This window comes from Erysipelatoclostridium sp. MSK.7.34 (assembly GCF_019041935.1).
Classification (GTDB): Bacteria; Bacillota_I; Bacilli_A; order Erysipelotrichales; family Coprobacillaceae; genus Thomasclavelia; species Thomasclavelia ramosa.
The window spans coordinates 76398-91852 of record NZ_JAHPYJ010000006.1 but is presented as its reverse complement, the minus strand read 5'-3'; the positions used below and the strand labels follow the sequence as shown (position 1 = coordinate 91852).

Sequence of the window (15455 nt, the reverse complement as noted above, 5' to 3'; positions counted from 1 at the left end):
TCCCTCATTAATATTTCTTCCCAATAGTTTCACCTAGTTTAACTACGGTCTCTTTATCATTCATACTATTTTCAATTATATCGTTATCAATAACAACTTGATTTTCTTTTAATAAAATAATTACTGTTGAACCGCCAAATTCAAAGTAACCTTTTTCTTCACCTTTAAAACATTGTTTCTTATCATGGTTAACGATTCTACCAACCATCATCGCACCAACTTCCATTTGAATCATTTTACCAAAATTTTTAGATTCAATTATCGTATAGCTGCGACTATTCTGCTTATAAATCGGATAATAATCATTAGCAATAGGATTAACTGTATGAAATCTACCTTTAATATATTTATTTCCTATAATTTTCCCATCATCAATAAAACTATAACGATGATAATCATCTACTGTCAATCTAAAAATCATCCAATAACCATTCATATATTCCTTAGCTAACTCATCGTCTTCTAATAATTCCCCCAATGAATACCTTGTATCTTTAATCATAAAACGGCTATCTTGATCAATTTTATAACATGATAACTTAGAATCAGCTGGGCTAATCAAAACATTATCATCAGCTAAAAAAGGGCGTTTTCCATCAACTATTTTACGAGTAAAAAAGTCATTATAACTCTTAAACTCTCTTTGTTCATACTGCGACATATCTATTTTATTTTCTTTAATAAACGGTGCAATTCTTCGTTTTGATAAACTAGAATTCATATACCAGCCACCTAAATCACTAACAAACTTGCATACAAGGATTTTTAAAGCACATCTACCAAGAAATGTGCCATAAAGTTTCTTTAATAAGTTATTTTGGCCCTCACCGTTAGTTTGAACATTCCCTAAACGATCAACGACTATCATTTTGTCACCACGATTTGAATCAACTCTACAATAACTAATACCCCTAAAGCCGCTAAGCCTTTTGACTGTACTTTAGGAACTTTAAAATCAACAATAAATAAAATCCCTGTAATCAACATCAAAGCACCATAAAGATAATCCAACTGAAAAATAACATATCGCAAAGCATATGCCATCGGCAAAATAAATGATGATGTTGTCACTGGCAAGCCTTGATAATACTTTCTCTTTTCTGTTGTTTCTTTTTGTCTTGTCTCTTCTTTAACATTAAAATATGCAAGTCTAATAACCGCAGCTAGAACATAAAATATCTCTATTGCTAGCCATCCAATTGAACTTAATCCAACATTATACCCTAAAATAGCCGGAAAAACTCCAAACGCCACTAAATCACATAAAGAATCTATCTGGATTCCAAAACGCTTTTCTTCATCTGTACGATTTTTCTTACTACGTGCTACCATACCATCAAAAGTATCACAAATACCACACATAATTAAGCAAATAAATGCCCATTGATACATCCCATTAAAAGATAAATGAATCCCTGCCATTGCAAATATCAATGACAAATATGTAAGAATAACCGTATAACTATAATAACCGATCATTTTTCTACTCCCTAATAAAATTTTCAACAAAAACAGTATAGCACATATTTAACTAATAAGGTACATTAATCTATCTTTTGTCTCTTAATAAATCTAAATTTATTTGATTAATTGATATAAAATAAAGCAATTGAGCAGTTCGCTAATTAAACATATTTTTTAATTATTCTAACCAATTTTTAATTGCCCTATCAATCTTGCACCTCTTAATATTTAGTTACTTCTATGCATTATATCAAAATTTTCTTTTTAAACAATCTTTATTATTATGAGTTATAATTTTTATACTATAGATTTAGTCTCATTTCCAAACTTTTCCTATATATTTATGAAGTGATTTTATTTATATTATTATAAAAGAAAAAATAGGTAAACTGATGAATGATATGCTCCCTTCTAAGTAGACAAGTAAATTAATGACTTGTCACCTAGGAGGGAGCAGTTCAGAACAACTCTTTACCTGCTTTTTATCTAGATGTGTTTATTTAGTTTTAGTTAAAATCAATATTTAGTGTTTGGCCTAACATAACATCCTTATTAATATCCGAATTTAAGCGAGCATCCGGTTTATTTAAAAAGATTACTGAGGTAGTTGAATCGTAATGTTTACTAATTTCATTTAAATCAAATGCTAGCAGGACATCACCTTTATTAACTTTTGCGCCTTGTTTTACCATTGCTTCAAAATACTTTCCCCCTAATTCCACAGTATCAATACCTACATGAATTAAAAGCTCTACTCCTGATTCCGATGTGATTCCGATTGCATGATTAGTTGGAAATACTGCGTTTACTGTACCATTAAACGGTGCAATAACTTTTCCTTCTGCCGGAATAATTGCAAACCCCTTTCCCATTACTTCCTTTGAAAAAGTTTCATCATTAACATCACTTAGTGAAATTAATTTTCCTGCTATTGGAGAAATTATACCATTTGTTTCAACAATCTCGTCTTTTTCAGTTTTCACAAGAAGTATTGCAATAACAAAAGACGATATAATACTAATCAAGAAAGCAATAATTACATTTGTAACATTTACCTGTAAATAAATTGGTAAACTAACAATACTACTAGAAGCAAATGCTGGCAGTTCAAAACCGGTCATCGAAATAAATGCACCACCCAGTGCTCCACCTAAACAAGCTGATATTAATGCTTTTCTATTGTGGATAAGAACTGTATATAAAGCTGGTTCTGTGATTCCTAAGATAGCTGATATACTTGCAGAAGTTCTAATTGTTCTTTTTTCTTTATTTCTTGTTTTAAAAATCATTGCGGCAACTGCACCAAATTGACCCATTGTAGACATCATCATTGTAGGAAGCAAGAAATCTCCTCCGCGTTCTGCCAAATTTTGAAAAATAACAGGGGTAAATGCCTGATGCATACCTGTAATTACTAACAATGGTCTAATGAATGATAAGATAAATCCCCCAATAAAGCGATTAAATGTAAATAGTCCTCCCACACAATATGAAATAAGTACACCAACATAGTTACCTAGAGGCCCTAACACAACCAGCATTAATGGAACCATAATTAAAAGTGAAATTGTTGGAGTAAAAATTACTTTTAGTGCATTTGGCATTATTTTATCTACATAACGATATATATAAGATAAAATCCATACTGACAAAATTACCGGTACAACTGAACTAGCATAATTAATCAAAGGTACTGGTAAACCAAAGAATGATAATGATGCTTCTGTATCAGCAACAAGAGTTGTAAAAGTCGGATGAATGAGAGTAGCTGCTAATACAATTGAAATCATTCGATTCGTATTAAAAATCTTTGATGCTGATGCTGCCAACAAGATTGGTAAGAAATAAAATGCAACATCTGCCATCATATTAAATACGATAAAGACACCATTATCTTGAGGAATAATCTCAAATGCTTTAATTAATGCAATGATTGCTTTCAACATACCAGCACTAGCAATTGCAGGAATAACTGGCACAAATACACTTGATAATATATTTAAAAAGCTTTTGACAATTCCTTGTTTCTCTTTTTCTTCTAAATTATCTGCTTCAGAAAAATTGAAATCTTTTTCAATCGTCTGATAAATTTCACTTACCTGTGGTCCAATTACTACCTGTAATTGTTCATTTTTAAACTGCACTTTTAATACATCTTTTAAAGCCTCTAGTTTTTCAATTTCTACTTTAGTATTATCTTTTAAATTCATGCGTAAGCGAGTCATACAGTGCATGATATTTTTTACATTATCTTTACCACCTACATACGCAATGATTTGTTTTCCTAATTCTGTATAAGTCATGATCATTCCCCCTGATTATTTTCTTTTAAAATATTTCCATTTGATTTAATAAACTCTTTCATCCAGTAAAATGATGCTTTGGGATATCTCTTTTTAGAGCCATTTCCTTTATCGTCCATATCCACATAGACCCAGCCATAACGTTTTTTCATCTCACCAGTGCTTAGTGATACTAGATCGATGCCTCCCCACATGGTATATCCTAAAACTGGTACCCTATCAATTTCTACCGCCTTTTTTATTTCTAAGAAATGGTCATTTAGATAATTGATTCTATATGTATCGTTTACAAAATTATTTTCATCCGGTTTATCGACTTCGCCCAAACCATTTTCGACAATAAAAATTGGTTTTTGATAACGATCATACACTTCATTTAACACATATCGTATACTAACTGGATCAATAGGCCATCCCCAGGGTGTAGATTTTAAATATGGATTTTCACCGAATGGTAATGCGATGATTCCTAATTTATCGTCTTTCCCAATCGTTGTTGATCTATAACAGCTAAATGAATAAAAGTCTAAGGTTCCTTCTTTTAAGATTTCTTCATCATTTTCTTCCATTCTTATAGTCACCTTATATTCATCCCAGAAACTTCGTGCAAAGCTTGGATAATAACCTCTAAGCATTACATCTGAAAAATAGAATAGTCTTCTCCTTTGTTTCATCCATGCAAGTTGATCATCAGGATGACACGTTTTAGGATACGATGGACTAGTTGCATACATTGCTCCTAACATTGCTTTTGGCATAATTTTTTTTGCTAAAATTTTAGCCCTGGCACTGGCGATAAACAAATGATGAATTGCCTGCCAAGTAGTTTGAGCATCTGAATTTCTTGTACCCAGATGCGAGAATCCTTGAAGTACATTAAGTTCATTAAACGTAAGCCAGTATTTGACTTTTCCTTTAAACCTTTCAAATAACGCATTACATAACTTTTCATACAAATCAATCATTATTCGATTAGACCAGCCATCATATTTATTAGCAAGATATAAAGGAAGCTCATCATGGCAAATTGTAATCATTGGTTCAATATTGTATTTTAAACATTCATCAATGACATCTTCATAAAACTGTAAACCTTCTTCATTCGGAGTTTTTTCCTCACCAGTAGGATAAATTCTTGTCCAGCAGATTCCAAATCTCATCATTGATAATCCCATTTCTGCTAATAACTTAATATCCTCTTTATAGTGATGATAAAAATCAACCGCATTATGACTAGGATAATAAACATGATCGTGAATACACCCTACTGCACCTTCTGGAAATGATTCTCTATATGCAACTGAACCTAACGTTCCATCCGGCAATCTGTATGTAAGCCTTCTAGGGGTTGTGTACGAACCATCAGTCACAATGTCATGTGTAATGAGTCCTCTTTTTCCTTCATTAAATCCACCTTCATATTGAAAGTCTGCACTGGCACTTCCCCAATACATTTTAAATGGATAATTCATATTTTGTCCTCCTGTACCTGTCTTATCACACTGTTAGTATAATAAAAAAAATCACTTAATCTGTGATTTTTCACAAGCTGGCACACTGTTTCAAAACATGAAACAAAAGCTTACCTTTAATAACTATTTGTCATTTATTAAAAAAGAGATAAGAATATGTTGATCAAGTCCTTAGCTATTGAGCGCTTGATCGTCATACTATTATATCCTCACTCTCTTTTAAAAGACTTATATTTTCTTAGACTATTCCACTGATTCTCATATGAACAGGAAAATAAAATCAAGGCTTTTAAGCCTTGGATTTTGTTATTTATGAAACACATTTAACTACTCTTGCTTAAATCTCTTACTTTATCATCAATAATAATTATCAGTATATTTTTTATGATAAATAAGCGAAATAAGATTAGAATACATCTCTAATATAACGGACGATGAATAACTAAATTCTTCAGATAATTCAATATATTTATGAACAAAAGGAAAATGTTTTAACTTATTTGCAGTTATCATATATATTTTAGGACCAATTTCTCTATCCATAACACTCAAACGATCCAGCACTCTTTCTAAAAATCTTCCCCCGGCACTAAAAATAATAATCAGATTTTGATCATCTAAAGTCTCCAGCATTTCTCTTTGTTCATTTGGATCCTGTGTTGAATAAATGAATTTATGTAAAATCGTTAAATAATATTGAAGGGAAATAGCCGGAAAACTAGATTGAACATGTCCCATTAAAACTACTCTCTTATAGTCATGAATATCTTTAACTAACTCTTCGAGAGTGTCCGTATCCATATTTTGATTTAAATAATTAATTATTTCTTTAGAACGTTCGAAATAGTTCACAACATAATCTTTGGTTGTAACACCATCAATATGAGAAAATCTTTCTGCAATAAATGAGTTATATGTTGCAATCGCATATTGAAGCTCCATAAAATCCTCATACCCGATTTTACGACAGAAGCGGCTAATTGAAGACTTTGATACATTACAATTATCAGCTAATTCTTTAGTAGTAATTACCTTTCGCCTATCAAGATTTTCTAAAATATACTGTGCGATAATAAAATTCATTGAATCTGATGATTCTCTATTGATTACATTTAATAATTGAATCCTTATATTACTCATAAAATATCCCTTAACCTTTCCTTATATTATAAGATATCTTGATTCTAATTACTAGAAAGAAAAATTTGAGTTTCATTTTTTCTTGAAATCATCTATTTAAATATCTCGTAGATATGTCTTCAACACTTAAAAATATTACTTATGTAAAAAAGGTATGATATGGTCATACCTCTTTATCATTTTTATAATAACGGCTATCTTGATATAAAATAACCTCATCATTAGCTAATGATTTTTTTACATCTATTAATCGTTGATTTGAGGATCCACGGAATCTTAATTTACGATCCTTCAATGCTTCAACAAACGGTCCATCAATTAAAACATCTAAATATGATAAAATCTCAACATCAAAATCTTTGATTTCTTCATATAAGAAAGAAGAATATAACCAGATTGTCTTATTAGGACATTGTTCCTTAAGATGTTTTAATAAAATGGAAACATCCTGGCGATTTTCCAACTCTAATGGTTCACCACCAAGAATCGTGATTCCTACGATATGCGGCTGATTTACTAATTTAATTAAAATATTTTCAGTTTTTAAATCAAATTTATTCCCGCCAGTAAAATCCCAAGTTTCGGGATTAAAACAGTTTGGACAATGTCGTTTACAACCTTGAACATATAAAGATACCCTAATTCCTTCTCCGTTAGCAATATCCGTTTTTCGAATTTGAGCATATCTCATCGTTACTCACCATAAAGATGATTATCTAAGTGAACAAAACGTTCAGCAATTTCTTGTGTTCTACCTTGATTCCAGAAATTATCACCTAAATAACCACAAGTACGACGACAAACATTTAAAGTTTTATGATTACGATTTCCACAATTTGGACAATACCATTCCCGATTTTCATCTAGTAAGATTTCGCCGTCAAATCCGCATTCCTGACAATAATCTGATTTTGTATTAATCTCTGCATATTGAATTGTGTTATACATATAGTCAATCAACGCTGATAAAGCATCTAAATTTTCTGACATATTAGTGACTTCAACATAACTGATTGCTCCGCCAGAAGATACTTTTTGGAATTTTGCTTCAACTTGCAGTTTATCAAAAGCATCAATATGTTCTTTAACATTAACATGATATGAATTTGTTAAATAATCCTTATCAGTAATTCCTTCAACAATTCCAAAACGTTTCTTTAATGCTCTAGCGAATGTATATGTAGTTGATTCTGCTGGAGTTCCATATAAACCAAAACCTAATCCTGTTTCTTCTTTCCAGCTGTCACAAGCACTTCTTAAACGTTCCATGATCTTTGTTGCTAACTCATTTCCTTCTTTAGAAGTATGAGTTTGACCAATTAAAGCTACAACACATTCATATAAACCAATATACCCTAAGGAAATCGTTGAATACCCATTTTCCAAAAGCTTATCAATTGGTTCCCCTGACTCTAAACGAGCTAAAGCTCCATAACGCCAATGAATCGGGCTAACATCTGCTAGTGTTCCTTTTAAACTTTCATGACGTAACATCAAGGCCTCTTTACATAATTCTAAACGTTCATCTAAGATTTTCCAAAAGTTATCTAATTTATGATTAGCTGACAGACCAGCATCAGCAAGATTCAATGTCACTACTCCTTGATTAAAACGACCATACCACTTGTATTCACCATTTTCATCTTTCCATGGTGATAAGAAACTACGGCATCCCATGCAAGGGAATACTTGTCCCTCATAGTTTTCACGCATGATCTTAGCAGAAATAAAATCGGGCATCATTCTCTTTGAGACACATTTAACTGCTAAATCCGTTAAATAACGATACTTACTATCTTGCGGTACATTATTATCATCAAGAACATATAAAAGTTTTGGGAAAGCTGGTGTCACATAAGCCCCAACAGGATTTTTCATTCCAATAAATCGTTGTTTTAATGTTTCTTCAATCAGCATTGCTGTTTCTTCAATATATTCAGGTTCTTCTCTTAAATACATAAACACTGATAAAAATGGTGCTTGTCCATTAGTAGTTGAGAAAGTATTAATTTGATATTGAATCGTTTGAATTCCGGCTTTAATTTCATCTTGTAGGCGTGATTTAGCAATCTTAATAATTTGTTCTTCACTATAGTCAATTCCAATCAAACGACCTTCATTACGAACATTTCGTTGGTGCTTCTCATAACTTAAACGCACATATGGTGATAAATGAGCTAATGAGATAGTTTGTCCACCATATTGACCATTAGCTACTTGTTGTACGATTTGAGTTGCCACAGTACAAGCTGTTTGTAATGATTTAGGTGTTTCAATCAACTTATCATTAATAACTGTTCCTTTAGCAAACATATCCTTTAAATTGACAAGATCGCAATTATGCATTTTTTGGATATAGTAATCCATATCATGGAAATGAATGATTCCATCATCATGTGCCTGAACAATTTTAGGTGGTAATAATAGCCGCCGACAATAATCTTTTGAAAATTCACCAGCAATCAAATCTCTTTGAGTTGCTAAAACTGTAGCATCTTTATTTGAATTTTCTTCCATTGCTTCTTTATTAGTTTGGTTTACAATTCCATATATCTCTTTGTCAATCGTATTTGTTTCTCTTTGAAACTCCCGAACTTTACGATATCCTTCATATGCTTTAGCAGTTAAGATTTGTCCTTTTTCAATTAATTTTTCAAAAACTTGTCCCTCAATTCGATATATCGAAATATTATTATCACTGAATTGATGCCAGTTTTCTATCTCTACAGCAATATCATGAGCACATTTAGAATCAACGATCCCGCTTCCGCACTGCATTGCTTTTAAAATTGCTTTTTCAATTTTTGAAGCATCAAACTCAACGCTTTGCCCATCTCTTTTAATAACTTTCATTCTGTTCCCTCCTAAAAATCTCTTTTATTATGTTAACACTAAAACTTTTTTTATAAAAATAATACGCATCATCACCTCATTAAAATATTCAATTGGCAATGCACACAAATATTAATTATAACTGATATTTATATTAATTTCTCTAGTTTTTTTCAATTTTAGAAAATTAGTAAATTATCTATTTTGATACATCTAGTACTATCATCATCTAACAAAAATAATTGCTATTTTCCTAAAATATCAACAAAAAATATTTGTTTACTACTAATAGAGCATTTTACTTTTCAAGTCGATAATTCTCTAATATACTAATTTACGAAACTTATTATGGAGGACAAAAGAATGTACGTAATCAAGAAAGATAATACTAAAGAGCTTTTTAATATACAAAAAGTTGTAACAGCAATCAATAAATCTGCGACACGCTGTTTATATAAATTCAAAGAAGGTGAAGAAGCACAAATTTGTGATTTTGTTGAAGCCCGAGTTAAAGATTTCAATAGCAATGAAATTACTATCTCTCAAATGCACAATGTTGTTGAAGGTGCTTTAGATGCAATCAACCCTAAAGTAGCAAAAAGCTATCGTGATTACCGGAACTACAAACAAGACTTCGTGGCAATGTTAGATGAGGTCTATAAAAAATCACAATCAATCATGTATATTGGAGATAAAGAAAACAGTAATACTGATAGTGCTTTAGTATCGACCAAACGAAGTTTGATTTTTAATGAATTAAATAAAGAGTTATATAAAAAATTCTTCCTTACGACTGAAGAACTACAAGCTATTCGTGATGGTTATATCTATATTCATGATATGTCTGCCCGCCGTGATACAATGAACTGCTGCCTTTTTGATGTTAAAAGCGTTCTTGAAGGTGGATTTGAAATGGGAAATCTTTGGTATAATGAACCTAAAACTCTAGACGTAGCTTTCGATGTAATTGGTGACATTACTTTATCAGCAGCTAGTCAACAATATGGTGGTTTTACTGTTCCTAGCGTTGATTTATTATTAGAACCATATGCCATCAAGACTTTTGATTTATTTTATGAAAAATATCTAAGTTTAGGATTAGATCCAGAAACTGCTTCAAAAGTAGCTGAGGGTGATGTTTTAAATGAATTTAGACAAGGGTTCCAAGGATGGGAATATAAATTTAATTCAGTTTCATCCAGCCGAGGTGACTACCCTTTTATTACAATGACGACAGGAACAGGAACTGGCAAATTTGCGAAAATGGCTTCAATTGAAATGCTTCATGTTCGTCGACGTGGACAAGGAAAAAAAGGAAATAAAAAACCGGTTTTATTTCCTAAGATTGTTTTCTTATATGATGAAGAACTCCATGGCGAGGGTAAAGAACTTGAAGAATTATTTGAAGCAGCAGTATTATGTTCAAGCAAAACAATGTATCCTGACTGGCTCAGCTTATCAGGTGAAGGATATGTAGCTTCAATCTACAAAAAATATGGAGAAATCATCTCTCCAATGGGATGCCGGGCCTTTTTATCACCTTGGTATCGTCGAGGAGGAATGCATCCTGCTGATGAAAATGATACTCCCGTATTTGTAGGACGCTTTAATATTGGAGCGATCAGTCTCCACTTGCCTCTTATTTATGCTAAAGCAAAACAAGAAAGTAAACCTTTCTTTGATGTATTAGATTATTATTTAAACTTAATTAGAAAGTTACATTTACGAACATATGATTATCTTGGTGAGATGAAAGCCTCTGTTAATCCTCTTGCTTATTGTGAAGGAGGCTTCTATGGTGGGCATCTTGGTCTACATGATAAAATCAAACCTATTTTAAAATCTGCTACTGCTTCTTTTGGAATAACTGCTTTAAATGAATTAGAACAGTTAGCACATAAAAAATCATTAGTTGAAGATGGTTCATTTGCTTTAAAAACAATGGAACATATTAATCAAATGGTTGAAAAATTCAAAGAGGAAGATGGTCGTTTATATGCTATTTATGGGACCCCAGCAGAAAACCTCTGTGGTCTTCAAGTGCAACAATTCCGAAAAAAACATGGTGTAATTGAAAACGTTAGTGACCGTGATTATGTCAGCAACTCTTTCCATTGTCATGTTTCTGAAGAAATTAGTCCTATTGAAAAACAAGATAAAGAAAAACGTTTTTGGGACTTATGTAATGGCGGTAAGATTCAATATGTCAAATATCCAATCGATTACAACATGCAAGCTTTTAAAACCTTACTTAAACGTGCAATGAGATTAGGCTTTTATGAAGGTGTAAATCTATCATTATCCTATTGCGATGATTGTGGCCATGAAGAATTAAATATGGATGTTTGCCCAAAATGTGGAAGTAAAAACTTAACAAAGATAGATCGGATGAACGGTTATTTATCATATTCACGAGTTAAAGGGGATACGCGTTTAAATGATGCAAAAATGGCAGAAATTGCAGATCGGAAATCAATGTAATGAATTATCATAATATAACAAAAGATGATATGTTAAATGGTGAAGGGCTCCGAGTAGTTCTTTGGCTTTCAGGATGTACCCATCGATGTCCGGGATGTCACAACCCTCAAACATGGGATGTCACTAGCGGTATTCCTTTTGATGCTGAAGCTAAAGCTGAAATCTTTACAGAACTTGATAAAGATTACATTTCTGGAATTACTTTCAGTGGTGGTGATCCGCTCCACCCTTCCTCAATTAATGAAGTTGGTCAATTGATTAAAGAAATTAAAGAACGTTATCCTGATAAAACAATTTGGCTATATACCGGTTTCCAATTTGATGATATTAAAACGATTGATTTTATCAAAAATATTGATGTAATCGTTGATGGGCGCTTTGAAATTACCCAATTAGATCCTCAATTACATTGGAAAGGTTCTGCAAATCAACGTGTAATTGCAGTAGGCCCAACACTTGCTTTTAATACAATTATTCTTCATGACGATAACTAGGATGGCCATAGCCACCCTAGTTTTTATATATAATACAAATCCTGACCTAATGCTTTTAATGCACTTTCATCCGTAATCAAGTAATTGCCTCGTTTAACCTTACAAAGATACCCACACTGACAAAAGTCATTTAAGACTCGCTGTAACTGACGATAACTGCACCCGATCATTTCTGCTACTTGAACAAAATTATCCTTGATGATCAATTGTTGAGCACTCGAAATAAGATATGAAGCTAAACGATTTTCAACTGGATAATTAATTGAAATAGCAGTATTATGATTAGCATGATATAGCCGATTTGAAAGTGTTCGTGCTAAATAACGCATAAATATTAAATCATGTAATAAAATATCTTCATATTGCGCCACTGATATTCTAAAACAAACTGTATTTTTGAGTGCGTAAACATCATTAGTGACTTCATGATGATTTAGAAATTCAACTTCTCCAGTAACTGTGATTGGATTAGAAAAAGCTGATAAAACTGTTGTTCCATTCGCAGTCGTTCGACAGCTTTTAATTCTTCCAGATACAAGAATATATAAATATTCTAATGTCTGCCCTTGATGTAATAGATGTTCAGCCTTAGAAAACTCACATAATTCAAGATACTGATAATTATCATCACTCATCATCTGCTCAACTTTAAGCAAATTGATATAATACTCTCGATTTTTCATATATATCACCACCTTAAATATGACATATGTCGTATTTAAAAGCAATATCTTTTCTTTATAATAAATTTGGAGGTGTTAACTATGTATTTATTATTATCTTTTTTATGTGGTTTAATCGTATCGACCATGAATATTTTTAATGGTCAACTATCTGCCCACTGTGGTGCTTATCTAGCAACCGTTATTATTCATTTGATTGGTTTAATTACTTTTACCTTGATCATGTTTTTAAAAAAGCAAGAAATCTCCTTTAAACATCATTTACCCTTTATTTTATACACTGGCGGAGTAATTGGTGTACTAACTGTAATTTTTAATATTATCGCTGTCAATAATATTGGTGCAGCTTTGTTAACAGCATTAGGCTTACTGGGTCAAATGATTATTTCTATCATCCTAGAATCTAAAGGCTGGCTAGGGTCATTAAAAAGAAAACTAACACCACTTAAATGGTTAAGTTTAATAATTGTCACAATTGGAATTGGAGTGATGGTTAAATAATTGCAATAATATGTGCAATAGCTAGCGGTATGACTATTGTTTTAAGCCGTTCCATAAATGGATATTTAGCAAAAAAAATCGGTCCTTATCAAAGCACTTTCTTTAATTACTTTACTGGTTTGCTTACTAGTTCAATTCTCTTATTTTTTACCCTGTTACCAGCATTCAAAAACATTTCATTTACAAAGATAGATCTAATAATGTTAGTTGGAGGAATAATTGGTGTCTTTAATGTTCTAATTTTAAACATCGTCATTTCCAAAGTTACTCCAATCAAGCTAACTCTAATTACTTTTATCTCTCAATTACTTAGTGGAATGATACTAGACTATTATATCTATCACGTCTTCACCCTTAACAAATTGATTGGTTGTATTATCGTCATTATTGGATTAATTATATATCAATCTGCTGATATAAAAGTCATTTCAAATGAAGAAATTAATTCTATCTAATAATTTTCCTAATTATTTTAGATTGTCGTTGACAATCTTTTTCATGATTTTATTCAAATATTCTAACTTAGCTTTTTCATATATCTAACACATTTGTAAAAAACAGACCATTACTATATTGAGATCATAAAATCCTCATAATTTCCTTATAAAAAATTCAAAATGATAACTACAAGTAATAACATACCGTTCGCTTATATTTTCCTTTGTACTTAATTCTCCTATAAATTAAATAGCTATCTCTTTTTATCATTTCTCTCACCTCATATAGTATATTTTGTAAAGATAAGCAAAAAAATTAAAATAATAATTTCTTATTTAAATAACGAATATAAATGACACACATGATAATCGATGCCATAGAAGCAATAGGTGATGCAATCCCCATATGAAATAAAGTAATTCCGCTCAATTTACTAATTACTAAAGTTAATGGAATTCTTAAAATAAAGGTTGCCAGCAAACTATGAAGCATCGTAAAAACAGTATATCCACCACCATTTAAATAACCATTATAACAAAAGATAAAACTTGTACATAAACAATCAAAAGAATATGTTTGTAAATATAAAGCCGCATTTTTAATTACTGCCTGGTCACTAGAAAAAATTCGTGTGAAAATACTTCCATCAAATTGACAAACAATTGTCACAATCAATGAAATCGAAAGACAAAAAGCAATCCCATAACGCATTGATTTATACGCTCGTGAATACTGCTCGGCCCCAAAATTTTGAGCTGTCATCGTTGCAACAGCATTACCTAAGGCAATTGCTGGTAACATTAAAAATTCAATCAATTTTTCAACAACTCCAACAGAAGCACTAGCAACTAACCCCATACCATTGACGATTACCGTAATCAACAAAAAAGAAATACCAACTAAAGCACTTTGCAAGCCGATTGGTAACCCAACTTTTGTGATTTTCGCAATCATCGGAAGATTAAAACTAATATCTTGGCGATTAAACTTAAAACCTAATCCTTTATATTTTAGATAGATCAATGAAAAAATAAAAGCTCCTGCTTGTGCTAATACCGTTGCAATAGCAGCTCCCACTGCTCCCATTTGATAGCTATCTACCAAAATAAAATCTACAATAACATTTATTACACACGCAATTGCAACAAATAAAAGAGGTGTCTTACTATCACCTAAACCTCTTAAAATAGCACTAACTGCATTATATCCTACAATAAAAACAGTTCCTAAACTACAAATATATAAATAACTTCTAGTTGCACTGATTGCATCGTTAGGTGTATGCATTAATCCTACAATCTGATGATTAGTCAAAAATAATATAATTGAAATAGTCACAGCAATCATAGTAAACAACACAACTGAAGAACCCACTGTTGCAGCTAATTCTTTTTCCTTTTTAGCTCCAAAAAATTGTCCTAATAATACTGTGATCCCTGTTGTAAACCCAAGGATCAGGTTAGTTAGCATCGCCATTGTTTGACTACCGATAGAAACTGCTGAAACATCACTTGTTGTAGCGAAATGCCCCACCACAAATAAATCAGCAGCTCCGTATAATACTTGTAATAAGTTTGATAACATGAAGGGAATTGCAAAGAGCATCAAACTTTTAAAAACACTTCCATTTAATAATTCATCATTCAT

General features: G+C 31.6%; 13 protein-coding genes. 4 read left to right on the top strand and 9 right to left on the bottom strand.

The window, feature by feature from the left end; genetic code table 11:
• Positions 1–7 precede the first annotated feature (7 nt).
• From KTF99_RS06300 to nrdD (KTF99_RS06270), 7 genes are all read right to left on the bottom strand, one after another.
• Entirely contained in the window at positions 8–868 is an 861-nt protein-coding gene (locus KTF99_RS06300; RefSeq protein WP_003535047.1) for a phosphatidylserine decarboxylase, read from the bottom strand.
• Positions 865–1479, bottom strand: coding sequence for a CDP-alcohol phosphatidyltransferase family protein (locus KTF99_RS06295; RefSeq protein ID WP_008792395.1), 615 nt, complete (start codon positions 1477–1479; stop codon positions 865–867). The genes KTF99_RS06300 and KTF99_RS06295 overlap by 4 nt, the downstream gene beginning before the upstream one ends.
• A gap of 491 nt (positions 1480–1970) precedes the next feature.
• Positions 1971–3767: a beta-glucoside-specific PTS transporter subunit IIABC gene (locus KTF99_RS06290; protein ID WP_029481906.1), complete on the bottom strand. Its 1797-nt coding sequence runs from the start codon at positions 3765–3767 to the stop codon at positions 1971–1973.
• A 2-nt stretch (positions 3768–3769) separates the two neighbouring features.
• Positions 3770–5239: a glycoside hydrolase family 1 protein gene (locus KTF99_RS06285; protein WP_003535051.1), complete on the bottom strand. Its 1470-nt coding sequence runs from the start codon at positions 5237–5239 to the stop codon at positions 3770–3772.
• Positions 5240–5596: 357 nt separating this feature from the next.
• Complete coding sequence (locus KTF99_RS06280; protein WP_029481908.1) at positions 5597–6379, bottom strand: MurR/RpiR family transcriptional regulator; 783 nt, start codon at positions 6377–6379, stop codon at positions 5597–5599.
• 163 nt (positions 6380–6542) lie between these two features.
• Positions 6543–7070: an anaerobic ribonucleoside-triphosphate reductase activating protein gene (gene nrdG, locus KTF99_RS06275; protein ID WP_003535053.1), complete on the bottom strand. Its 528-nt coding sequence runs from the start codon at positions 7068–7070 to the stop codon at positions 6543–6545.
• A 2-nt stretch (positions 7071–7072) separates the two neighbouring features.
• Entirely contained in the window at positions 7073–9232 is a 2160-nt protein-coding gene (nrdD, locus tag KTF99_RS06270; protein ID WP_009008533.1) for an anaerobic ribonucleoside-triphosphate reductase, read from the bottom strand.
• Positions 9233–9574: 342 nt separating this feature from the next.
• On the opposite strand from nrdD (KTF99_RS06270), the gene nrdD (KTF99_RS06265) reads away from it, so the two are divergent.
• Positions 9575–11692 carry an anaerobic ribonucleoside-triphosphate reductase gene (gene nrdD / locus KTF99_RS06265; protein ID WP_009299370.1) on the top strand — a complete coding sequence of 706 codons (2118 nt, stop codon included), beginning with the start codon at positions 9575–9577 and terminating at the stop codon, positions 11690–11692.
• A complete protein-coding gene (gene nrdG / locus KTF99_RS06260) occupies positions 11692–12186 on the top strand; it encodes an anaerobic ribonucleoside-triphosphate reductase activating protein (protein ID WP_003535056.1) in 495 nt (164 codons plus the stop codon). The genes nrdD (KTF99_RS06265) and nrdG (KTF99_RS06260) overlap by 1 nt, the downstream gene beginning before the upstream one ends.
• A gap of 23 nt (positions 12187–12209) precedes the next feature.
• On the opposite strand, the gene KTF99_RS06255 is transcribed toward nrdG (KTF99_RS06260), so the two are convergent.
• Positions 12210–12869, bottom strand: a complete 660-nt coding sequence (locus KTF99_RS06255; protein ID WP_029481911.1) for a cyclic nucleotide-binding domain-containing protein — start codon at positions 12867–12869, stop codon at positions 12210–12212.
• A gap of 81 nt (positions 12870–12950) precedes the next feature.
• Between KTF99_RS06255 and KTF99_RS06250 the strand changes: the two genes are divergently transcribed.
• Complete coding sequence (locus KTF99_RS06250) at positions 12951–13370, top strand: DMT family transporter (RefSeq protein ID WP_009299369.1); 420 nt, start codon at positions 12951–12953, stop codon at positions 13368–13370.
• Positions 13371–13399: 29 nt separating this feature from the next.
• The gene (locus tag KTF99_RS06245) at positions 13400–13825 is read left to right on the top strand and encodes a DMT family transporter (protein WP_254210102.1); all 426 of its coding nucleotides are present in this window, start codon (positions 13400–13402) and stop codon (positions 13823–13825) included.
• A gap of 298 nt (positions 13826–14123) precedes the next feature.
• Here the strand turns inward: KTF99_RS06245 and KTF99_RS06240 are convergent, their stop codons facing one another.
• Positions 14124–15455: an MATE family efflux transporter gene (locus KTF99_RS06240; RefSeq protein WP_029481913.1), complete on the bottom strand. Its 1332-nt coding sequence runs from the start codon at positions 15453–15455 to the stop codon at positions 14124–14126.